The organism is Scytonema sp. NUACC21 (assembly GCF_054684315.1).
Map to the genome: position 1 here is coordinate 1 of NZ_BAAFZH010000082.1, position 23,601 is coordinate 23,601.

General features: G+C 42.1%; 15 protein-coding genes. 8 read left to right on the forward strand and 7 right to left on the reverse strand.

All coding sequences use genetic code 11. The annotated features are described in order from the left end of the window. Nucleotides 1-251: 251 nt before the first annotated feature. The 3 genes from ACYRY3_RS18780 (at nt 252) to ACYRY3_RS18790 (ending at nt 7,788) form a co-directional block, all read left to right on the forward strand. Nucleotides 252-2,813 (forward strand): dynamin family protein, encoded by a 2,562-nt coding sequence (locus ACYRY3_RS18780; protein WP_460203128.1) that lies wholly within the window; start codon nt 252-254, stop codon nt 2,811-2,813. A gap of 75 nt (nt 2,814-2,888) precedes the next feature. Further along, entirely contained in the window at nt 2,889-6,296 is a 3,408-nt protein-coding gene (locus ACYRY3_RS18785) for a molecular chaperone (RefSeq protein WP_460203129.1), read from the forward strand. Between the two features lie 349 nt (nt 6,297-6,645). Further along, complete coding sequence (locus ACYRY3_RS18790) at nt 6,646-7,788, forward strand: hypothetical protein (protein WP_460203130.1); 1,143 nt, start codon at nt 6,646-6,648, stop codon at nt 7,786-7,788. Here ACYRY3_RS18790 and ACYRY3_RS18795 read toward each other — a convergent pair. From ACYRY3_RS18795 to ACYRY3_RS18805, 3 genes are all read right to left on the reverse strand, one after another. Then, a complete protein-coding gene (locus ACYRY3_RS18795) occupies nt 7,785-8,057 on the reverse strand; it encodes a hypothetical protein (RefSeq protein ID WP_460203131.1) in 273 nt (90 codons plus the stop codon). The genes ACYRY3_RS18790 and ACYRY3_RS18795 overlap by 4 nt on opposite strands. A gap of 375 nt (nt 8,058-8,432) precedes the next feature. Next, on the reverse strand, nt 8,433-11,201 hold the full coding sequence (locus tag ACYRY3_RS18800) for a CHASE2 domain-containing protein (RefSeq protein ID WP_460203132.1): 2,769 nt from the start codon (nt 11,199-11,201) through the stop codon (nt 8,433-8,435). A gap of 11 nt (nt 11,202-11,212) precedes the next feature. Further along, nucleotides 11,213-12,673 carry an AAA-like domain-containing protein gene (locus ACYRY3_RS18805; RefSeq protein WP_460203133.1) on the reverse strand — a complete coding sequence of 487 codons (1,461 nt, stop codon included), beginning with the start codon at nt 12,671-12,673 and terminating at the stop codon, nt 11,213-11,215. Nucleotides 12,674-12,682: 9 nt separating this feature from the next. On the opposite strand from ACYRY3_RS18805, the gene ACYRY3_RS18810 reads away from it, so the two are divergent. From ACYRY3_RS18810 to map, 5 genes are all read left to right on the forward strand, one after another. Continuing rightward, nucleotides 12,683-13,144 (forward strand): TIGR02652 family protein, encoded by a 462-nt coding sequence (locus ACYRY3_RS18810; protein ID WP_460203134.1) that lies wholly within the window; start codon nt 12,683-12,685, stop codon nt 13,142-13,144. Nucleotides 13,145-13,221: 77 nt separating this feature from the next. Then, nucleotides 13,222-13,665, forward strand: coding sequence for a VOC family protein (locus ACYRY3_RS18815; RefSeq protein ID WP_460203225.1), 444 nt, complete (start codon nt 13,222-13,224; stop codon nt 13,663-13,665). Between the two features lie 132 nt (nt 13,666-13,797). Beyond that, nucleotides 13,798-16,632 carry a M16 family metallopeptidase gene (locus tag ACYRY3_RS18820; protein ID WP_460203135.1) on the forward strand — a complete coding sequence of 945 codons (2,835 nt, stop codon included), beginning with the start codon at nt 13,798-13,800 and terminating at the stop codon, nt 16,630-16,632. Between the two features lie 147 nt (nt 16,633-16,779). Beyond that, complete coding sequence (locus ACYRY3_RS18825) at nt 16,780-17,250, forward strand: cupredoxin domain-containing protein (RefSeq protein ID WP_460203136.1); 471 nt, start codon at nt 16,780-16,782, stop codon at nt 17,248-17,250. Between the two features lie 100 nt (nt 17,251-17,350). Further along, nucleotides 17,351-18,184 (forward strand): type I methionyl aminopeptidase, encoded by an 834-nt coding sequence (gene map / locus ACYRY3_RS18830; protein WP_460203137.1) that lies wholly within the window; start codon nt 17,351-17,353, stop codon nt 18,182-18,184. A gap of 121 nt (nt 18,185-18,305) precedes the next feature. Here map and ACYRY3_RS18835 read toward each other — a convergent pair whose 3' ends face one another. The 4 genes from ACYRY3_RS18835 to ACYRY3_RS18850 form a co-directional block, all read right to left on the reverse strand. Beyond that, nucleotides 18,306-19,979, reverse strand: coding sequence for an NAD+ synthase (locus tag ACYRY3_RS18835; protein WP_460203138.1), 1,674 nt, complete (start codon nt 19,977-19,979; stop codon nt 18,306-18,308). Between the two features lie 333 nt (nt 19,980-20,312). Beyond that, nucleotides 20,313-21,059: an NUDIX hydrolase gene (locus ACYRY3_RS18840; protein ID WP_460203226.1), complete on the reverse strand. Its 747-nt coding sequence runs from the start codon at nt 21,057-21,059 to the stop codon at nt 20,313-20,315. 102 nt (nt 21,060-21,161) lie between these two features. Then, on the reverse strand, nt 21,162-21,749 hold the full coding sequence (locus ACYRY3_RS18845; RefSeq protein ID WP_460203139.1) for a nicotinate-nucleotide adenylyltransferase: 588 nt from the start codon (nt 21,747-21,749) through the stop codon (nt 21,162-21,164). Nucleotides 21,750-21,822: 73 nt separating this feature from the next. Then, nucleotides 21,823-23,235: a nicotinate phosphoribosyltransferase gene (locus ACYRY3_RS18850; protein WP_460203140.1), complete on the reverse strand. Its 1,413-nt coding sequence runs from the start codon at nt 23,233-23,235 to the stop codon at nt 21,823-21,825. Between the last annotated feature and the right edge of the window lie 366 nt (nt 23,236-23,601).

Consider the following 23,601-nt stretch of genomic DNA (forward strand, 5'->3'; position numbering starts at 1 on the left):
GGGAGAGGGGGGGAGAGGGAGAGGGGGAGCGAGTTTTCTGGTTTTTGTACAGATTGTTTAATCATAACTAATTAACCAGACTTGATATTAGTAGTACACTTGAACGCGTTGAAAGGGCTGGCAGTGCCCACCCTACGTCATGGCAAATGACAAAGGACAAATGACCAATGACATTTTTTAGGTAGATCCCCGGTTGCCTTTTAGCCAATTTTGGTGCGGAAAGATAAACTGGGATCTAAATCAAAAACTCTATGACAAGCGATATGGCAGTAGAACAATTACGCCGTTATAAGGAATATGGGGAATCTGTACTCCAGAGCTTAGATTTAGTATCGCAAAACCCACCTCCCAAGGATAGCTGGGTTCCGGTAACCCTTCACGAAAGCATCCAGCGCCTTCAGCAATCTGCTACGCGGGTCGTAGAACTTGCCTCTTCCCCTGTCAAGATTGGAATTATGGGGGAATTCAGCAGTGGAAAAACGTTGCTTTTGGGTAGCCTCATTGGCTATGCTGATGCTTTACCCGTAAGTGAAACCCCCACGACAGGAAATGTCACTGCCATTCATCTCGTTCAACAACCAGATTTACAAACAACAAAAATTAGTAAGTTTACGGTTGAATATCTTTCTCACGAAGGCGTGAGAGAGTGCTTGCGCTATATGTTGCAGGAAGCAGAACAGCGGATAAAAGCCGTAGATTTACCCCCATCTGAACTGGCTGGTCTGAAAAGCTTGTACCCAAAAACACAAGTTGATAGTCAAGGTATACTGAGATGGTGCGAGCAAACGTGGAAAATTCAAAGCTTGGAACTCAGGTCTTTATTACGAGAACTGGTAGTCTTCCTTCGTACCTATAATGTCTACGGAGATGATATCTGCGGGAAAAGCTACCAGATTGATAGTACCACCGCTCACAAGGGGCTGAGGTTAGCTGAGCCACCCATAAATATTTTAGAACTCAGCTTTGACCGATTGCCCCCGACTCCCAAACCTTGGGAAACTCTGTTGCAGCCTTCCGCTAAAGATTTACAGGGTAGCTTCTCCCTCATTCGCCGTGTTGATGTGACGGTTGAAGTTTCAAAACAAATTTGGGATTTATCTGCCCTACAGGGTACAAATGAATTTATTCTTTTGGACTTCCCAGGGTTGGGGGCTGCTGACTCTAGCGTGAGAGATACTTTTTTATCTCTGCGGGAACTCAGAGATGTGCAAACAATTCTGCTGTTGCTGAATGGTCGATATCCTGGTGGCGTAACTGCAACTAAAATCCGCAGTATGTTGGAACGGGATAAGGGACAAGACCTCAGAGACCGAATTGTTGTTGGTGTTGGACGCTTTAATCAAGTACCTCTCAGCAGCAGTGATGAACGAGCGATCGCCGATCTTTTAGATGAGCCGCTGCTTTCAGAAGAAACAGTCCTGGAACAGCTTAACATTCTGAAACTAACTATTGCTAGCGCTGGTAATTTGACCACAGAGAAAAAAAATATCGTTCTGCTGTCACAACTGTATGGATTAACAAAACTAGCAGAACAATCCTCTCTACTACAAGTTTGTTCCAGAGAGTTTTTCTCTGAACTAGATAAACCAAATAAACCAGAAGAGTCGCAACTGCGAGAGAAGTGGCGACAATTAAGCGAAATGCTCCCTTCCTCCAGCTATTTGCACAAACAACTGAGTGATTTTGCGGAAGATGGTGGTATTAATAGGTTACGTTCTTTACTTAAAGACCATGTGGCTTTACATGGAATGAAGCAACTTGTAGAAGATACAAGAAGAGCAGCTGAGGCTTTGAGAAAGGAACAAAACAACCTGAAAAATCTTTTAGCCGAAATCCCCGCCTACATACCCGTGGTAGAAAGCCCTGTTTTTCTTATCCTGAGGGAATCTATAGAAAACCTAGTGACAGCTTACAGGGAGTTTCAGGAAGATTTAGAAAAAAAACCAATTTTGACTAACCGTAACGGTGTATCAGTAAGCGATGTAGTCAAAGATGAACTCACCAATAAAATCTTCTTTGAATGGAGTGAATGGACATTGCTTTTCGACAGAACTAAAAATGGAACAATTGTTCTGACGAAACGTGAAAGCTTTTTTGAAGAAGATGAGATTGATGATACTATCCCCACCAAAAGTGATGACTTTTATTCAGTCTTTGTGCAAACTATCAAAGATATGCAAGCCTTTGCTCACGATCGCACTACAGAAGCAGTGACAGACTTGTTTGGCAAATTATCGACTGATGTGCAACTAGAAAGGGACAAACTCAGCGCCATTTTACTACAAGAAAAAGAATCTTTGATTGAGAAAAAATTTGGTCGGTCTCAAGTCCGCCTGTTTAGAAACCTTCTGCGTGCGGTTGAACCAGCAAAGAGATGGCAAAACCTCATTGTCCAACACAGTGGGCTGGGTGGTGATGTCGTTCCTATTAATGCCGATGTTTTATTCCCCCTAGCACGTCAGGATGACAGGCATCAGAACGGTCAAATTTTTGACTGGAGTCCTGATAAAAAATTCCCGGTTCCCCCAAGACCATTCAATCACCAAGTCGCCGTTTTACGATTGCGGGATGAAATCACCGCTAGTGCTGGATTACACCTAGTGCAGTATGTCAGCCAACTCACCAAGCAGGTGAAAGTTTCTTTCTCTAAAGCTTTGAAGGAAATTGTGGACAATTTGCAAGAACTTCTCAAATCAAAGCACGAACCCCTACTAAGATACATTGCAGCAGTTGAGCAAACCTCCACTCCCCTTCCACCTTGGTTGGAAACTTTGTCCCAAATTCCAGTAATTTCTTATCCAGAGGAAAAATAACCTCAGGTAAAGACGCACTTGTTGCACTATGGGGTGCGTCTTTCCATGAGATTTAATGTTTAAGGAATACATAAAATGTCTGTCAAAATTGAACTATTAAATCGTTACCAACTGCGTATCAAAGACGAAGATTTACTGCTGCTGCCAGTTATTGAAATTAAACCGACGGATAATTTCAACTTACCTCATATCTCTAGAATTGATATTTCTGTCAGTGGCACACCCGAAGATTTAGCTTCACAGATACAATCAGCTTATAAAAGTGTCAACTTTAGCACCACTAAACTGCTGAAACTTGCTACGCCACAGCGATTAAAGCAGATAGATTGCAGGTGGGATAAACCCTTACCAATAGGTGTGAACTGCACTTTATTGGTAACAGTGGAGTATTTTGATTCTGATGAAGTTGGTAACCCCAAATTGTCCTTATCTCAAATCTCCAAATCTGAATGCAATATATGGACTAGTCCACAAGTTGAAAATATGGATCGAATGTCAGCCAAAACTACACCACCTCCTCCCATACCTTTTTTTCAACCCGAACTACTTACAGAAATGCAAAAGCCAGAGATTTCTTATCCGGGCTGGTTCGCCATAGATTTCGGTACGTCTAATTCTACGGTCACACTTTACGACCCTAAAGTTATTGTCACTCCAGATAGTTTTCCCAGCGAGCAAGAGGCGCGGTTGCGGGGACGCATGGCAGCATGGCTAAATCAACGCCCCGTGGATAATTTACCGGGTATTAGCCGGGATGCGTGGGAACAAGAGTGGCAGAAGTTTGTGATTGAACTCAGCAAGGATTTTAAAGAAATTAACTTGACAAGCCGTCAAAACTTGGGCGAACAACTCTTTCGAGGTGTTAACAGTACTGAATTGTTAGAAACTATCCGGCAAATAGAAATTGGTTTGAGCAAACGCCTCAGCTGGTTTCGTAGTGCTGCTAGCAAAAGGCTAAATCAAATATATCACGAAGTTTTTCGCGTTCCACCCTTAGAATGGCAAAGTTTAATATCAGTAGAATTAGATAAGGATCGCCGTCTTAGTGAAATTTCCAGTGAGTTAGAAGTTGTTAATCTCGACCCATCTCTACCAAAAAATGACTTGGCAAAAGTGAAAGTGGTTTTGGGGGAACAGGCAAAGCAGCACAGGCTTGATGCGATCGGAAATGGAGAGGAAATTGAAGGAAGGTTTCTCCACTCACCCAAACGTTACTTCGGTCAAGAACGCTCTTTTAAAATTACCGTCAATGGCAATTCAGACACCATTGAAGTCAACCAACTGCTTCAAGCTGCTTATGCCCAACTAATAGATTTAACTGAAAAGTATCGCCAGCGTTACCCCGGTAAGTGTTCTGAAGGAAAATTCTATCGCGCTGTGGTGACTTACCCAACAATTGCCTCACCATTTGTCCGTCGTGAAATTGAAAATTTGGTGAGTCAACTGGATATTGAAGATGTGCAGATGGCTTACGATGAAGCTGTCTCAGTTGCCCTCTTTTTCCTCTGGCGAGAATTTGGCGGCGATTTGAATGTAGGAATTGAATCTTTTAAAACTCGTTGCCGTTACAATGGGGACAAATGGTGGCAAAATGTTTTAGTTTTAGATATCGGTGGAGGAACTACAGATTTAGCTCTGATTCGCCTGACTTTAGAGGAGATTAACCCCTTTGAGCCAGGGGAAGATAGAGGTGATGGCGGACGGTACTATAAACTCACTCCCAAATTATTGGGTTCTTCCGGTCATTTGCAATTGGGTGGCGAATTGATTACTTTGCGATTGTTTCTGTTGTTGAAAGCAGCGATCGCAGATTGTTTGCTAACAGCAATTGCGGAAGAAAAGTTAGACAAAAATGTCTTGAAAGTACAACCAGAAGAGTTAAGCGATTACTTCCTTGATAACGGCAAATACCTACCCGGTAGCATACTAGCTTGTGTTGATAAAGAAATTCGAGAAGGTGACGCTTATAAAGATGCATTAAATGCTGCGGAAAAAGTACTAGCAACGCGTTGGAAAAACTCATCATCTCGGGCGCAAACTTTTTACACCCTTTGGGAACAAGCAGAGACTGCAAAAATTACCCTCGGTCAGAAGCGACAAAAAGAGGCTCCCGAACCGATATTTGTGGTGGATGGGCAAAAAATCTTTGAACTTCTTCAACAAAATGATATCCAGTTACCGACACAAGTTATTGATACTCTCAAAGTAACGCTGACAGTCAAGCAATTTGAAAGAGCAGTTTCTCCTGTCATTCAAGAAGCAATTGGTATTGCCCAAGGGCTGGTAGAAAATGCTTTAGGGAATCAGCCCTCTAAGTCTCAAAATTCACAAAACACAAAAGAACAAGTTGATTGGGTCATTCTCTCGGGCAAAACCTGCAATCTTGAATTAGTTGGTCAGGAACTTTATCGAGTCTTCAGTAAGTCCGACTATTTTATTTGGAATAACGAGCGAGTCACATTTGAACCCGAATATACAAAGCTTGCCACTTCTGCTGGAGCCTGCTTTGCTGAAAAAATTAGACAGCTTGGATTTTCTCCCAAAGAATCAAAAGAACTGCTGCGTAGAGGAGCAAATCAACTTTATATAGATGTCAAAAACCTGTTTTACTTCTTGCCATGCTCCTTCAAAAGAGAAGTTATTGGAGGAAATTTAGACCCCATTTTTTCAGCAGGTCAAGAACTTTATCAACTCCAAGCCAATGACGCATTAGCAAGATTTCGCAGCAATTGGCAGGGTTTGCAATTGACGAATAACATTATACGTCAAGATTTTGAGAATATCAAACCCCAGCTTTGGGGCAGCTACAATGGTGATGTCCTCAGAAAGAAACTGAACATGAGTGAGGAGGATTTTAAAAACCTCATCAAAGTTCAGTTTGAAATAAATCAAAAACTTGATATTGATTTGCTACTTTGCCGGGGCAATCCACACTACTTAATTCCTACCAATATTCCTTGCTTGGATGCAGCAAAAGCCATCTCAACATCAGCAGTTATTTCTGATGATGGTCAAGTGATTTGCGATATTGCTGTTAACGTTGCTGAATCAGCAAATGCTTTGAAAACCGATGCTCATACCGTCATCTTTCATGCCAACAAAGACTACAGCAACGAGTTAAGAGTTTTTCGCTATGATGATGGTGGCGTACAGCCTCAAGGAATGGGATTAATTGCTGAGTTACCTCCTTTTCCTGCAAGCGGGAAACATACTTTTTACTTTCAATTCCACAATCCCCAATCCAATAAGTGGGAACTCATCGGTCAATTACCAGAACCAGTCGTGAAAACCGAGTATCCCTGTCGATATTACGTCTCTTTGAACGAGAAAGGTATTCTGAGAGTGCATGCATTTGAGGTACCTTACTGGACATCAACAAATCCAGAATCTCTCAAACAAGAGGGATGCGTTTTTCGGGATGCCCTCCAAGCCCAACCAAATGATGTTAGGGCAGAACGCGATCCATTTTCTGGGGAACACTAAGGGATTTCCAAAAAATAAATTCTCCATCTTCTTGTGGTACGGGCGTCCCCACCCGTCCTGTACAACTGGCGGGCTAAAAGAGGAAGTACAATTAGCGTTCTAGAAGCCCCACACCACAAGAGAAAGTAGGGTGGGCACTGCCCACCAATATGATGTGTAGTAGTAGTAGGGTGGGCACTGCCCACCAATATGATGTGTAGTAGGGTGGGCACTGCCCACCAATATGATGTGTAGTAGTAGGGTGGGCACTGCCCACCACCAATATTATGTTTGTTAGGTAGCACCCTACAAGCCATCCGTAATTTTCTACTGAAATGGAGTTATTACGAATTAGTAATTAGGAGAAAGTATGCAACACCTCAGCAAGTTATTAGAAATTGAAAATTCAAATTTAGCTTGGACACTGCGCTTGGGGTTGCACGGACTGCGGGCTCAATTACAAGAAGCTTTAAAAATAGCCAAGACCGACCCAGGAAGCAGTGTATGTGAGGAATTGCTGAGGGAATTGGATAACCTTTTAGAATTAAAAACTACACCAGAATTGACCGATGAAGAAACTGTTTTACCTGTAGAAGACAATTCTTCTTGGGAAGATGTGTTAGAACCAGTAGCCACTGAATCAAAACTCAGACCAATTGCTGAAGCTATCCTTTCTGACCGAGACTTATCAAATTATATAGGTCAGTACGAATTTCGCAGCACCAATGATTCCGACTTGTGGAATGAAATACAATATTTACTGCTACGAGTTCCTGAAAAAATAGCTCATACTTGGCGAGAGCAAATTTTGAAAGCAGTAAGTCAACTCGGGGCTGTGGAGGATAAGCAACTTTGCATATCACTCCCCTTTACCCGCAATGAATGCATTTACCCCGGTTTGACAGGAACAGTCAAAGCCACGGGATTGTGGTTGTCAGAACGAGTGAATTTTGATTCTCAACTGATGGTGGAAACACGAGGAGGAGAACTAGATTTTCTCGCTGGAGTTGTCTCGACTTGTCTCCAGTTTATTGCACTCGATCCATCTTTGCACCATGCACTTAAAAGTGTAGATAGATTTGGTGTTCGGTCTTTGAACTCAGAATCAGAAAGGTCAAGATATATAACTGTGTTGATAGATCGTTTCCGCCGAGTCCAAGCAACTGCTGACAGTCCCGACCTACCAGTATCTTTACGTGCCAGACTTGATTTAGACGAGGCAATCCACTCATTAGTTTACTTGCCATGTAGCGATCGCTTCTCTTGGTGGGGTAAACTGCAACAAGAAGCACGGCGAACCCTCGACCCAGTTGTAGAAAAAGCACGCCATGCCGGATATCACGTACAAATCCGCCCATTATGGGGAACCTACGCCGACGTTTTTAATTGGTCAAAAGATGATTTGCAATTAGATATTGGTGGGGTACCTGGGGAAGTTTCTGCCTGCTTGCGAGTTTATGCCAAAATTAACGATGAAGTCCTTCCCGGTCGCGTACTTTTTCGTTCTTCTTAACAGGATGCCTCAGACTTGGGAAAGAAACTATGCATCAGTTGATCGTGTTGCTCGTTGCGTTCTTCTCTTGTTTGCTGAATGTAGTCTTCTATTGGTGGGTCAAATGGTTTTCCTTCACGACGAGCGTTAATTTTGTCCCCCAACTCAATCAGCCTTTGAAAAGCCGCTCGTGCGTCTGACTTTTGCAGTTTTTTATCTAAAAGCGTCCGTTCTTCTTGAGAGAGGGACTGGATAATTTGCACAAGAGAATCTACGAGTTGTGTGTTCATAGCTTAAAAGTACAAATAATTTATGCGATCGTACCACAATCCTATCTCATACAAAGCTTTTGCCATGTACGGGTAACTATTTATATGAGGTTATCTACTCATTAGTTTACTTGCCGTGTAGCGATCGCTTCTCTTGGTGTGGTAAACTGCAATAAGAAGCACGGCGAACTCTCAATCCATTCATAGAAAAAGCATTACCTAGTCTACGACCGTGAATCTTCATCATAATATTTCTACCAATCTACCAAAGCATCAATAACAAAATTGGCTGTAGGATGACTTAGAAATTCTCCAAAAGCTTCAGTGCCACCTACATCTAATGCATTAATTCCTCTTTATTAATTTATCCAAAGCTGCCAAAATCCTTAATTTTTATTATTCAACAGATGGAGGGTTTGACAAACTCTTAAAGTACTCAACAACTATTTTATGAGCAGCTGGGTCATCGTGGTAAGCTTCAATCATTAACTTTAGAGTTTCACTTAGCTCGAGTTTCTCTAGTCTTTCTAATTGGTAGATATTTGCCATTACGTTAGCAATCACAGACCCTATTAGAGACAGCAGTGATGGAACAAGGGGCAACCACCAACCGTATAAGAAGAGCAGGAAAAAGACAGATGTGAGACCAAATCCCAAGGAGAGGATAACAAGTATAGACTTGAAAGAACGCAATAACCCACTACCGCTGAAACCCATTAAGGAGAAAGCAAAAATGCACAACCATTCCATGAGGTCAGACCAAGTTTTGAGTAAAGGTCTTCTTTCAAGGACAGCCGAAATTAACTCGCTGATAAAATAAGCTTGTAGTTCGTTACCGGATACAGGCTTTGCCCCGCCAATCAGACGACTGGAGTATGGGATGAGGACAAAATCTTGGAGACTGGGTGCTGTCGAACCAATCAGGACAATGCGGTCTTTGATCCAGCTTTCTGGCACGCGATTGGTTAAGACATCCCGCATTGATACTGTGCGAAAACTACAACGATCTTCTTTGGGTTGCCTGCATCTGACCTTGGGAAAGTTGGACAAGATTTGATAACCTCCGTTATCTGCACCTGCGTAGCTTCCAGAGTTGGGTTGAAAGCGATGAAATACGGTGTTACCTAACTGCATAAAGTTGGGGTTGCTTTTTGCCTTTTTAGGAGTAATGCCTTCAGGCTTGAGATAAAGTAAAGCCAGCTTTAAAGAAAAACTTTCATAGACTTGATTGTCAAGGTGCCAATACAAAAAATTGCGTCGTACTTTGCCATCGGCATCATAGATCACATTGTTAAAACCTACTTGGTTAAGCTGATTGAGTAAAGGTGGGGGTGAAACACTAATATTTTTGTTATGGGAGAGGAGGTGAATGCCAACTAAGTTTGGTGTGGACGCGAAAGTGCGAACTAAGTCCTGATGACCTGGTTTTACAGGTAAATCGCGGTAGATATTCAAGCCAATAGCCCGAGGTTGGAAATCTTTTAACTTTTGTATCAGTTGGGAAATCTGGCGGTCTGGAATCGGCCACGAACGTACATATCTGAGAGAAGCCTCATCAATCGCTACAATAGTGATGCGTTCTTCTGAAGCTTCCTGGGGGCGAAGTTGAAAAAAGTAGTCCAATGCTGCCCATTCTATAGATTGTAGAAATCCGACAGAGCGTAATAATACAACACAGGCTGTAATGCTAGAGGCAATCAATATATTGCTTCTGTGCCAAATTTTTTTACCCAGAATTTTATCTTTGGCTTTCTGTTTGGTTTTAGCCAAAATTACATTTGCCTGTTCTTGTATCTCTTTAACTCTTCTTTCTGCTTCTAAAGAAATTTGAGCTTGCAATTTTTCTATTTCTCTGGCTTTTTTTTCTGTCTCAAAAGCAGATTGTAATTCTTGTTTATCTAATTTCTGGCTAGCAGTTAAAAATCGATAATCCGTATTACTCAAATATTTGTCAGATGCCCATAGCAGCGCATCTTGTAATACTTGTCCATGCAAAAGCCAAAATTCCTCTTTGCAATTGGAAGCTAACCATGCTGATAATGCTTCTGCATAAGGTCGTAAATCTGCTAAAGCTCTGTCAACCCAATCTTTGTTAAAAACAGATTCGTAAATGCGGTTATAAAGCCTTAACTTTCCTTGTTGCTTAACAACTAATCCAGACAGCCGCAATTCCATTTGTTCGTAAGTCTCATTAGCTATAACTTCTTGCTGTAGAAAAATTTGCTGATACAACTCCAGTAGTCTACCAATACGTTGTTCATCTCTGAGAATTCTGTCCCTAATAGTCCTCAAGTGCTCGGGCTCATCCTGATATTCCCAATTCTCAATGATGCGCGACCTTACTACTTGTTCCACAGAGCGAGGATTTTCTCGAGCAGACTCCTCCACCATAAACTGACACAGCTTTTGTGTTAGAAAAGGTTGTCCTCCCGTCCAGTCTAGAATTTCCTTCATTACCGCTTGGGGATCTCGCAATCTTAAGCGCAATCCCTTGATGAGTGGCTCGACTTCATCAATCTGAAAACCATGCAGTTCAATTGCTTCACCAATGTTAAAGGGTGTTTGGGTTTTATCGGTCATTAAATCACTTGGAGTTGCCACACCTAATAAAGCAAATGTGAGCCGTTCAAAAGCTGGATTATCAACACGCTGATTTTGAAAAAATCTAATCAGCGCAAAAAAATCATCCAGAGAAAAATTTTGACTCAGCACCCTGTCAATTTCATCAATGAAGATGACTATCTGTTGCTCAATTTTTGCCAGCAATACTTTTTCGATAAACAATCTCAAACACATTACTGGGTCAAAAACTTCCTGGTGCTTTTGCCACCATGTCTGCCAATCGAAATCAAATTTGTCTTCTAACTGGCAGCTTTCTACCAGTGCGTAAACAATTCCCCCATACCACTGCGCTAGTGTAACCTTATGTTTGCCAATACCCGTTAAGTCGATCGCAGCACAAACTCTCCCAGAAGCTTGCAACCTTTGCATTGTCTTCACTCGCAGGCTAGACTTACCCATTTGCCGAGAGTTGAGCACATAACAAAACTTACCCGCCTTCAATTTTTGGTAAAACTCTTCGTCTGCAAGTCGCTTGACATAGCTGGGAGCATCAACTGGGAGACTTGCCCCAACTTGATAGAAGTTGGAAGTAGGTACTGCCATATCGTTACTCCTTACAAGACACGGCGGAAATACTCACGGTAAAGTTGGCATCGGGGCATAACATAATTACTCTGCCGATGCACCAGTGCGAGACTGTGCAACTTATAAATCTGGATTGAATCTAATTCTACTGGAACAGTTGAATTCACAACTTTTTTCATTGCTTGGGCTAGTTCTGGTACTGGTTGCAAGATGTTCAGTAGCGAGCGCAAGTGATTGGCGTAAATTCCTGCTTCTGTTGTCGCCGACTGTAACAAATGTTTTAAGGTGACTTTCCCAGTAGCAATATGATACATGGCTAACCGTACTAGATAAGGATGCCCTCCTACCATTGACCTGAGTTCTTCTATAAGAGCATTGTTTCCCTTCATTCCATGCTTGTGCGCCAAATCTTTTACTTGCTGCTGATTAAACTCTTCTAGCTCAACAGGTACGCCAGCATTAAAGGGAGATTGATGGATATCTAAGGGGATATAGGCTTCTGTGGAATGTGCTAACACTAGCCGCAGTTGTTTCCAAACATCTGAAATCTTCCCCTTCTCATGCCAAGAGCGTAGCATCCCGAAAAAATCTTCCACCACTTCACTATAAGGAAATAACCGATCTACTTCATCCAAACCTAAAACCAAAGAAGAATCGATTTGAGCCAAAATATACTTTTTGAAGTAAGCTGTGCAGTTATCGTTACTACCCAGAATTTTGGTATTCCAAACCTCATCCACTTTATTATTGAGGTTAAGTTCATCACCAACCTTTCCACAAAGCCAGCGTAGAAATCTATCGAGATTGGTGACTACGGATTTATCTATGCCACCAAAATCCAAGTAAACGGCTTGATAATTCTGAAGAGTTCCATGTGCAAGAATCCTAGTTAGCAAAGAAGTTTTACCCATTAGTTTTGGTGCTTTAATACGAATTAGGGAACCTGGCTTAACTAGTGTTTCGTAACAACCAGACTCGATCCCATTGTGCTCTACATAGAAGGGAGAAGAAAGCGGCACATGACCATTTGGATATTCTAACTCCAATGAGGAAGGAGTGTTCATTAGATAGCTAGAGCGTGGCGGTTCTTCTAGTGTGGAGTGTTTCCTCTGCAGGAGTTGAGGAGTTAAATGCTCTGGTATTCCTGTCATGCGAATAAGTTGACAACCTAGTTTATAAGCAAATTCGTAATCTTTATCTGCTCCAAGTGCATCATAAAAACCAACAGCAAATTCAATAGCTGCTTTATCTCCTATTTCCTGACTCATGCCTACTACATAATTAATGTGTTGGGCTATCTCAGTAGCTTGATACTTGGAGTAGCAAGCATTGAGGACAACACACTCCACTTGGTCAGCAAACAATTGAAACAATCCCGCCAATGCCTCTGCATCAACTAACTTCTGTTGATCCGCCTCCGATTCAAACAATAAGCCGTCTTCTCCTGCTCCATGTCCTGAAAAATGAATGATGTGCGGTTCGTATTCCAAAATGGCTCTGTGTATATCTCTGTAGCGTTCCCGGCTTTGACACTAACAGATACGTATTTATGTCCCCGTCACGGCGCTTTTGAAGCAAATCCCAAAACTGGAGAGTTAATCCATCTACAGTCAGGGCGTCATTGGCGCAGGTGGAATAACGAATGGTATCGGCAACATACACATCCCGATGGCATTCGCTTTGAAATTCATGAGGCGCTAGACAAACTATACACCCAAGGCTACCGAGCAACGCGGGTGATTATTGCCAGGCGTTATCAAGAACTGATGAGTGGTTATCTAGAACGCAGCACCCCTTGGCGTTCCGGACAGTCGGACACAACATCAGCCCGACTATACGGTTTACCTGTCGAGTTTAGCCCCGATCCAACAGAAGAACCCTGTTGGGAAGTGATTAACTTTGACTTGGAAAAAGAGCCAGGAGTGCCAGTTCGCTATCCTTATTTCCGATTATTTGAATAATCGTCATTTGTCATTTGTCATTTGTCACTGGTAATTTGGCAAAGGACAAATGACCAAGGGCAAATGACAAAATTATGATGCACCACACTTCTATTCGTACCGCGAACATTCATCGAGCGATCGCCTTTTACGAACAACTCGGTTTCACGGTTTGCGAGCGTTTCACTACAGGTTATACCCTAGGTTGTTGGATGGAGGGGCTGGGTGGCAGAATAGAGCTCATCCAAATTCCCCAACCCAAACCCGCCCCAGACGCCTTTGAAGACGAACATTATGTGGGGTACTATCACCTCTCTTTTGACTTAACTGAAATAACACCAGATCTATCTAGTTGGTTAACCAATTTAAAAGAAAGGTTTGCCGTTACAGCACAAAGTAATTCAGAATTGTTGCAACCACTGCGAGTTTTGTTAGAGCCAACACAACAGCAAATAGGCAGCCGTATTTACGAAGTGACTTTTATTGCCGATACTGATGGATTACCTTTAGAATTTATTCGTGTTTTAGCAACACTTACCTAGTTGAACTTCCTATTTTTTGCCAGTAGAATATTTAACTCTCTACCGTGTTGCTTAGGCGACAAATTGGTCAGAGGAATTAAAATATAGTCTACAAAATCTGTAATCGAAGTTACAGATATATTAATAGAATATATGTGTGTGTGGTCTAAATCATATCGATATCGTTTTCAGTTTTTACTGTTGAGTGTTCTAATTACAGTGCTTATCCTTGGTAGTGATTCTGCTTATAGTCAATTGATACCTTCACCTACATTGGTAACTACACCTAAAACAACCATTTCACAAGAAACATTATCCACCTCAGTGACAAAAAATGTCCTGAAGACAGTGCTGGAAAATGGTCTGACTGTCCTAACGAAAGAAGCGCACTCTAACCCAGTGGTTACCGTACAAGTATGGTATAAGGTGGGATCGCGCCATGAAGAATCTGGAGTCAATGGCATAGCTCACCAACTGGAACACATGATGTTCAGAGGTACGAAAAATCGTCCAATTCAATTTGGAAGATTATTCAGTGCCTTAGGTAGCGACTCCAATGCTTTTACAAGCTACGAGCAAACGGCATATTACAATACAGCAGAACGCAATAAGCTGAAAGCTTTATTGTTGCTAGAAGCAGACAGAATGCAAAACGCTGTCATTGATACTTTGCACTTAACAAGCGAAAAGCAGGTCGTTATTTCGGAACTTCAAGGTTATGAGAACAGCCAAGAATACCGATTGAGCCGTGCTGTAATGCAATCCGCCTTTCCCAACCATCCTTACGGTTTGCCTGTAGGTGGTACTAAAGAAGATGTGCAAAAGTTTAAAGTCAGGCAAGTACAAAAATACTACCAAAACTTCTATAACCCTGACAATGCTGTACTAGTCATTGTTGGCGATTTTCAAACCGAACCAACTTTAAATTTGGTAAAAGAGATTTTTGGACAAATACCGAGTCGTCAAAATTCAACAATTGTCGAGACTCGTTACGGGGCGTCTGTACAAAACTCAAAAGCTCTCCCCAGTCCCATCATTCTACAAGAACCGGGAGCCGCACCATTATTACACGCAGTCTATCCGTTACCAGATGTTAATCATCCCGACGTACCGGCACTGGATGTCATAGACTATATTTTGACAGATGGACGCAATGCTCGCCTGTACCAGGCACTTGTGGAATCGGGTTTAGCTAGCGATGTTTCGGGATCGGTTGTCAGCTTGCAGGAATCGGGCTGGTATGAATTATCAGTGACAGTTTCCCCAAAGCAAGATGTGAAAAAAGTTGACTCAGTGCTCAAAAGAGAGCTCGCCAAACTGGTGAACAAAGGAGTAGCACTAGAAGAAGTGAATCGAGCTAAGGCGCAGCTGGAAGCATCTCTCATACTTGGCAACCGCGATATCACCAGTCAAGCGATGCAGTTAGGTCATGATGAGACAACTGCTGGTAACTATCATTACACAGACCGCTATTTGGCATCTGTGCGGCAAGTGACAACAGTGGATGTACAACGTGTAGCGGAAAAATATCTGAAACCAGAAGTGTATACAGTAGGGTACTTTGAACCAACCCAGGCCAAAGGCAAAGGCAAAGGCAAAGAAACTAAGGAAACCTCGACTCTAGTTGCTGAAAACTTCTCTTCAGATTCATTAGCAACTAAAGAAGAAATAGAAAAGTACTTACCATCTGTTGAGTTTGCAGAAAGTTCTGTCTCTCATGCATTACCAGAACAGTTCACACTGTCTAATGGGTTGCGGATATTGCTTTTTTCCGATCCCAGTTCTCCTACAGTCACCCTAAGTGGTTATATCAAAGCAGGTAAAGAATTCGATCCACAGAACAAAGCAGGGCTTGCATCTCTTGTGGCAGAAAATTTAATGAATGGAACCAAAACAAAAGATGCTTTGACCATTGCTAAAGTTTTAGAAGACCGAGGAGCAAATTTGACCTTTGAGGCAATCCGCGAAGGTGTCCGAATTGAAGGTGACAGCTTGGCAGCAGATTTACCAGTTTTAATTCAAACTTTAGCAGATGTTATCAAACATCCTACTTTTCCAAGTCAAGAGTTAGAACTCACTCGCAAACAAGCACTCGCAGCACTCAAGCAGGAGTTAGACGATCCCTCAGAGGTGGCAGAAAGAACATTTGTACAATCTGTTTATCCGGAAAAACATCCTTTACACAAGTTTCCAACAAATAAGAGTTTGCGGCAAATTAGCCGTGAAGATGTTGTGGCATTTAAGGAAAAACTCTATCGTCCCGATACAACAGCGATCGCAATCTTGGGAAATTTTTCTCCAACCGAAGTAGCAGCGCTCATTGAAAAAGAATTGGGGGATTGGAATGCCAAGGGTCAACCACCAAAATTAGAATACCCAAAAGTATCTCTGCCAGAAAAAGTTGTCAGCGTTAACCCAATTCTCCCTGGTAAAGCTCAAGCAATTACTTACATGGGCAATCAAGGTATTAATCGTAAAGATCCCCGCTTCTATGCAGCCTTAGTACTGAATCAAATATTAGGAGGCGATACCCTATCAAGTCGTTTGGGCGCAGAAGTACGCGATCGCCAAGGGCTCACCTACGGAATTTACAGCAACTTTTTGGCAGGAAAGAATTCAGGAACGTTTTTAATTGAGATGCAAACCAGCCCGGAAGACACCCGTCAAGCAATTGCAAGAACTCGCGAACTACTACAACAAATCCATCAACAAGGAGTCACAGAAGAGGAAATAGAAACAGCTAAACGCAACCTGATCGGCAACTACATTGTTTCCCTGGCAAACCCAGAAGAATTAGTTTACAGAATTTTAATGAACGAGGTTTATGGGCTAGACAAAGAAGAATTGCGTTCTTTCACTGCCAAAATTCAAGCAGTTTCTCTCGAACAAGTTAATCAGGCCGCTCGTGAGTTGCTTTATCCAGATAAAATTATTGTAGTCACTGCTGGACCTGCTTTATCCGCAGACGAAAGCATGAATAGTCATTAGTCATTAGTCATTTGTCATTAGTAGTAGTAGGGTGGGCACTGCCCACCACTTTAACTAGAAAAAACTTAAGTAAGTCAGTGGAAATAAAAGCAGTTATTTTAAGGAATGTAAAAATAGCCATAACCCCTGACAAATAACTAATGACAAATGACAAAGGACATTTGTGAGATGAGAAATTTCTTAATACTCGTATTACTTGTATATCTTTTTGCAGTCAACCCAGCTTCTGCTAAGGCAGCAAACGCAAAAGATATTCTCAAGCAGCCAGTAACAGAAATGACAGTTGGCTTAAGTAATTCTACAAACGAACTTAAGTTTGAACCAAACCACCTAGAATTTGAGGCAGGAAAACGCTACAAACTCCGACTCACCAATCCCAGTACTCTGAAGCACTACTTTACAGCCAAGGATTTTGCAGACGCAATTTGGACACAAAAAGTCGAAGCAGGAAAAGTTGAAATCAAAGGAGCCATCCACGAACTGGAACTTAAACCGGGAGCAGAGGCAGAGTGGGTATTTGTACCACTCAAGCCAGGAGCTTATAGCTTGCGCTGTCCAATAGCAGGACATACAGAAGCGGGAATGAAAGGAGACATTACGATATTTGCTGACCAGTAATCAGGAAAAATAAGCTAACTTGGAAGTATAAGTAATGTTTCTCAATAACAGAAGAATCATTGACACCTAGGCACTAAGGTACAAAAAATACACATTTCCCATGAATATTCTCAGTCACCTGCTTTCTCAACCGGCTCAAAACGCTAGTAAAACTCCAAAAAAACAACGCAGAGGAATTGAAATCAAATCACCGCGTGAAATAGAAGTTATGCGGCAATCGGCAAAAATAGTGGCAACTGTGCTAAAAGAAATTTCCGAGCTGGTTAAGCCAGGGATGACCACAGCTGATTTAGATGCTCATGCGGAAAAGCGCATTCGAGAAATGGGTGCGACACCAAGTTTTAAAGGATATCACGGTTTTCCTGCTTCCATCTGTTCCAGCATTAATAATGAAGTCGTACACGGCATACCCAGTTCCAAGAAAGTTATCCGTCCTGGAGATGTCTTAAAAGTAGATACGGGTGCCTACTATCAAGGCTTTCATGGGGATTCTTGTATTACGATCGCTGTTGGTGAAGTCACTCCAGAAGCAGCCCGATTGATTCGTGTTGCAGAGGAAACCCTTTACAAAGGTATTGAACAAGTAAAAGCCGGAAATTATCTCATGGATATTGCGGGAGCAATTGAAGACCACGTAAAAGCTAGTGGCTTTAGTGTTGTAGAAGATTTTACCGGGCACGGTGTTGGACGTAATTTACATGAAGAACCTTCTGTCTTCAACTTCCGAACCCGCGAAATGCCAAATGTAAAACTGCGGGCTGGAATGACGCTTGCGATCGAGCCTATCTTAAATGCTGGGTCTAAATTTACACGGATATTATCCGATCGCTGGACAGCTGTTACAGTTGATAATTCTTTCTCTGCTCAATTTGAGCACACAGTCTTGGTAACAGAAACCGGGTACGAAATTTTGAGCGATCGCACAAAGTTGTAATTTAGTGGTTAGTGGATAGTAGTTAGTGGTTAATGGAGGATAGTAGTTATTAGATAGTGGTTAGTAGTTAATAGCTGGTAATTAGTAGAACAACTAACAACTAACAACTAACAACTAACAACTAACCACGAACTATTAACCATTTACTTGCAATAGGCATTCGCCAACCAGTCCCGAAAGCACGGTCGGTAATCTTCAGTCCAGGAGGGGCTTGCCGTCGCTTAAATTCTGCTCGCGCCACTAGATGAATCACTCGGTCTACAGTGACGGGATCGTGACCTGCGGCAACAATTTGCATTGGTGATTGATGGTCGTGAATCAGACGTTGTAAAATATCGTCCAAAATATCATAGGGCGGTAATGAGTCTTGGTCAACTTGACCGGGCTTGAGTTCGGCGCTGGGGGCTTTGCTCAAAACATTTTCTGGAATCGTTTCTTCGTTGCGATTTAACCACCGACAAAGAGAATAAACGCGGGTTTTCGGAACATCCGCAATCACTGCCAATCCGCCATTCATATCCCCGTAAAGGGTGCAGTAACCAACTGCCATTTCTGATTTATTGCCTGTAGATAAGAGCAGATGACCAAATTTGTTAGAAATTGCCATTAACAAATTACCCCTAATTCGGGATTGGATATTCTCCTCAGCTAGCCCAAACTCTGTGCCTGCGAATAACTCGGCTAATGTATTGTCATAATCTTGCATTAACTTTCCGATTGGGATCGTATGAGTTTTGATACCAAGATTATTAGCTAATGCTAAGGCATCACCGATGGAATGGTCGGAACTATAGGGAGAAGGCAGAAGAATGCCGAGAACATTTTCCTTCCCAATGGCTGCAGTAGCAACGGCTGCAACCAATGAAGAATCTATACCACCACTTAAACCCAGGACAACTTTAGAAAAGCCACACTTACGCACGTAATCTCGCAATCCTAAAACTAAAGCGTGCCAAATTTCCTCGTCTTCAGACTCATATGTCTGTGCAATGAAACCCACTTGCAAATCTCGCTGCACTTCGTCAAATTCCACTACAACCAAGTCTTTCTTAAAACCAGAAGCACGGCAGACCATTTCACCTTGACGATTTAAGGCAAAACTTCTGCCATCAAAAATTAAATCGTCATTACCCCCTACCTGATTGGCGTAGAGGATTGGTTGCTGGTATCGCACTGCGCTATACTTAAGCATTTCTTCTCGAAACCTTTGTTTCCCAACGCTGTAGGGAGAAGCCGACAAATTTACAATAAAATCTACGCCCAAAATAGCTAAGTCGGCAATTGGATTGGTGGCGTAACTGCGCTTTCCCCAGAATTCTTCATCATTCCATAAGTCTTCACAAATAGTTACGCCAATATCAATCTCATCTAAAGAAAAATAATTAGCTTGTAAACCTGCTTCAAAATAACGATGTTCGTCAAATACATCATAAGTAGGCAAAAGTCTTTTGTGAAAAATCTGCTGTACTTTCCCTTTCTCCAATAAAGCAATACTATTGAATAAAGTTTTGCCACCAGTACTTTCTGCCTGTAAATTTTTGTCCACTGTTCCAACCAAAACAGCAAGTTCTGGCGGCAAATCTCTTGCCAATTGTTGAAGGGTAAAATCCATTGCCTGTAAAAAACTGGGATTCAGCAATAAATCTCGTGGCGGATAACCACATAAAGAAAGTTCCGGCGTCAATAGCAAACGCACCCCATCGCTAGCTGCTTTTTGTGCCGCTTCCAGAATTTCTTTTGCATTAGATGGCAAATCACCAATGATAGGATTAAGTTGAGCGATCGCAATTTTCATAATTGATTTTATTGCTAAAAAAATATGAAATATAAAGGATTGAAGATGAAAAATAAATTAATAGATGGATACAAAATACTCAATTTATCGAGCTATTTAAGTAAGTCGGAGTGAATAAACAGAAACCCGTTACAAAACGTAAATGCTTTTGAAAACCTGACAAATTGCCCTCCGGGTATCTCCTTACGGAGACGCTTCGCTAACCCCAGTCCCCAGGGCGCAGGAAACCCGCCTACTTTCTCTGGACTCACCAATGACAAAGGACAACCTTTACCAGTTGCGTTTTTTCTTCCCAACCAACTTACTTCATACTTCATCCTTTATACCGTTTTTCTAGATAAAAACTAAAGGTTTATCTTTAAATGGAGCAAAAGCTTCGGCATTAAATCGATATAAACTAGCTGGACGACCAGCACCTCGTGACACCTTTATTCCCGTATCGCATAAAAAACCTAACTTAAGTAGACGTGCTCGAAAATTAGAATAATCAGAAAAGTTTTCCCCTAAAACCGTAGTATATAACTGATATAAATCATTCAAAGTAAACATTTCTGGCAAAACTTCAAAAGCCACTGGGCTATACTCCAACTTATTTCGCAAGCGCCTGTGCCCATACGTTAGGATTTGGTTATGGTCAAAAGCTAGTTGCGGTACCTGTTTTACAGGATACCAAGCTATTCCAGTCACTTTATCAGCAATTAATTCTGCTTCTTCAAATCTTACAAGGGCAAAGTAACTGACTGAAAGATAACGTACACCGTAACTACCGATGTCTTCCCGTGGGTCGCGTTGTGGTCCTCCAAAGGTATACAACTGCTCTAAATAGAGATTGTTAACCCTAATTTTTTCTGACAAAATCCGATAAGCTGCATCTTCTAAAGATTCACCTTGACGCACCAAAGTGCCGGGAAGGCTCCAATAATTCAAAAATGGCTCCTGCTGTCTCATAACTAATAAAACTAGCAGGCGGTTTTGAGCAGTATCTACAGAAAAAATCACACTATCAACACCAACCTTAAAATCTGCTAAAGGTGGTTGATGAATCGGAGCTACAATCTTTCTTTGGCTGCGTCCCGGCATAGGAACTAATTGTTCAAAGCGATGAGAGTCGTCTTTTGTCATTTGTCTTTTGTTCTTGGTAAAAAATTAATTAACAATGACTAATGACCCATGACAGTCAGTTCAACAAGCTAAATTGTTAGACAAGCATTTATACAAATGCTTTTTATGAATATAATCAACGACAAGAGGTGTTAGGGCTTCGCTATCGCCGCTTTCTCTATAAGAAGTTGAAGAAACGTCTGGTCCAATAAAGTTTGCAATATCAATTTTTCCTCCTAGTTTTTCTACAATATGCAAACTCGGCTCATCTAAGGCATACCCCGGACGAGGTACAACTAAAAGTTGTACTTGCTGTAGTAAGTCTTCAATGCGGTACCAGCGTGGTAGTTGAGATAGCAAATCTGAACCCACAACCAAAGTAAATTCTGATTCCCATCCCCAACGAGCTTTTGCTTTTTCCAATGTTTCCAACGTTCTGAGGCTGCTTAATTCCTGTTCCAGTTTAATACTATGACGTGGCGAATCTATATCCTCAATTAATAAATTCAACATTGCCACGCGATGTTCCAAACGCGTTTGATGGGACTTAAATGGGTTATCTGCTGCCCAAACCGCCACCCAATCGTATTTCTGGGATAACCATTTGATGATAGCTTGATGTCCCGCAGTTGGAGGATCGGCACTCGTACCAAATAAGGCAATTCTCATGGTCGATAGTTAGTAGTTAGTGGTTAGTGGTTAGTTGTTAATAGGGGGGTAAGGCATTGCCCCCGTACAGGGGTTAGTAGTTAGGGGTTTGTTTTCTGGTTCGTTGTGTCAGTTCTTCCAGGGCAGTAGAAATACTGACTTGTCCTGATACAGGATTATTTAGTTGTCTGGTCTCATTAGATAAGCTGGCAACTGAGGTAGCTGTTCGCTGTCTAATTTCGGCTACGGTTTCTGGCGATCGCAACCTTTGACCATCTTTCATAAAAAGTTGTAATAAAGGTTGTTCGTCAAAAGAAGTTTCCGAAACCAGTCCCAACCGATCTGCTTTTACCTTGCCTTTCTCAAAAGAGCGAAAAATTTGCTTGCGTCCGGGATAGGTCGCTTTCCCAGTTGATTGTTTCATCACTGGAATCCCATCTATTTCCACCAGTTTGTAAACTCCATTGAGGGGAGAACCTGTCACCAGACGTGTTCCCAATCCATAACCATCAATCTCGGCACCAGCAGCCCTTAACTTTGCAATTTCCCACTCATCCAAATCGCCACTGGCAAAAATCGAGACTTCCGGAAGAAGCAATCGCACTTGTTTGGACAATGATACCAAATCGCCAGAGTCTAACCTAACTCCAGATAACTCCATTTCCCCAGCTTTAACCTTCTCAGCCAAACGTTGGGCAGCAGTAATGGAATCGTAAGTATCAATCAACAATGGCGCACCTGGAAAATAACGATGAAACGCTGTAAATGCCTGTTCTTCGTTGCCTTCCATTGCTGACAATGCCATTACTAAGGAATGTGCCATTGTGCCACTGGGTTTTTGTCCTAGCTGTAGTGCAGCTAAAACATTTGATGTTGCATCCAAGCCACCAGCTAACGCTGCCCGCGCCGCCCATAAAGACGCCTGAGGGCTGAATGCCCGCCGTGTTCCAAATTCCAGCAATGTTGCTTTCTCAGATGCTACATCGCGCAACCTTGCTGCCCTTGTCGCAATCAAACTTTGATAGTTGAGGGTGTTCAGTAGGTAAGTTTCCACCAACTGCGCCTGCCAAAGCGGTGCTTCTACTCGCAGCAGTGGTTCATTTGCAAACACGGCTGTCCCTTCGGGTACTGCCCAAACATCACCTGTAAAATGTCCTTCTACTAGAACTGACCAAAAGCGCTCGGGCGCATTGGCAAAAATTCCTGTTGCTTGTAAAGCCGCTATATGGGAGGGACTAAAGCGAAAATTTTCCAAGTATTCCAACGCTTGTGCCAAACCCATAGCAATTAGGTAACCGAAATTTGGTGGCAGGCGTCTGACGAATAACTCAAAACTTGCCTGTCGTTGTTCTACACTTTCTCCGGTGTAACAAGCCGCCATTGTTAATTGGTAAAGGTCTGTCAGCAAGCTGTAATCAAGAGCTGAAAACGTCAGTTCTTGGTTTTCTAAACTCTGCTGCCCCCGATCGCGTGTATGTGCATCGTTCAAGATTGGAAAACTGGTCATAGCATGGCGCTGTTGCAAGAATGCTTATTGATTTATGGTAGTTTTTACCATAAATTATGTCAACTACTACACCCGAACCTTGCTCGCAAACGCTCCAAACTAGCACTGATACGGTGTAGTTATTATTATTTTAATCAATTATTTAACTTTTTTTAATAGTTAGACGCATTAATAGTCAGAAGAAACTGACCTGACTGAGAAAGCTGAAACTGCCATAGTGCGACTGCGGACAGGGCTGAGTTGAGTGCGATCCGTACCGAACCCTGTTCATTTCAAGCTTAACTATTGCAAACGTCTATCAATTATTATTGCGGAGAATATAAATATGTTTCTATTTTAAGGCAACTAAGAAAATGCGAATTACAG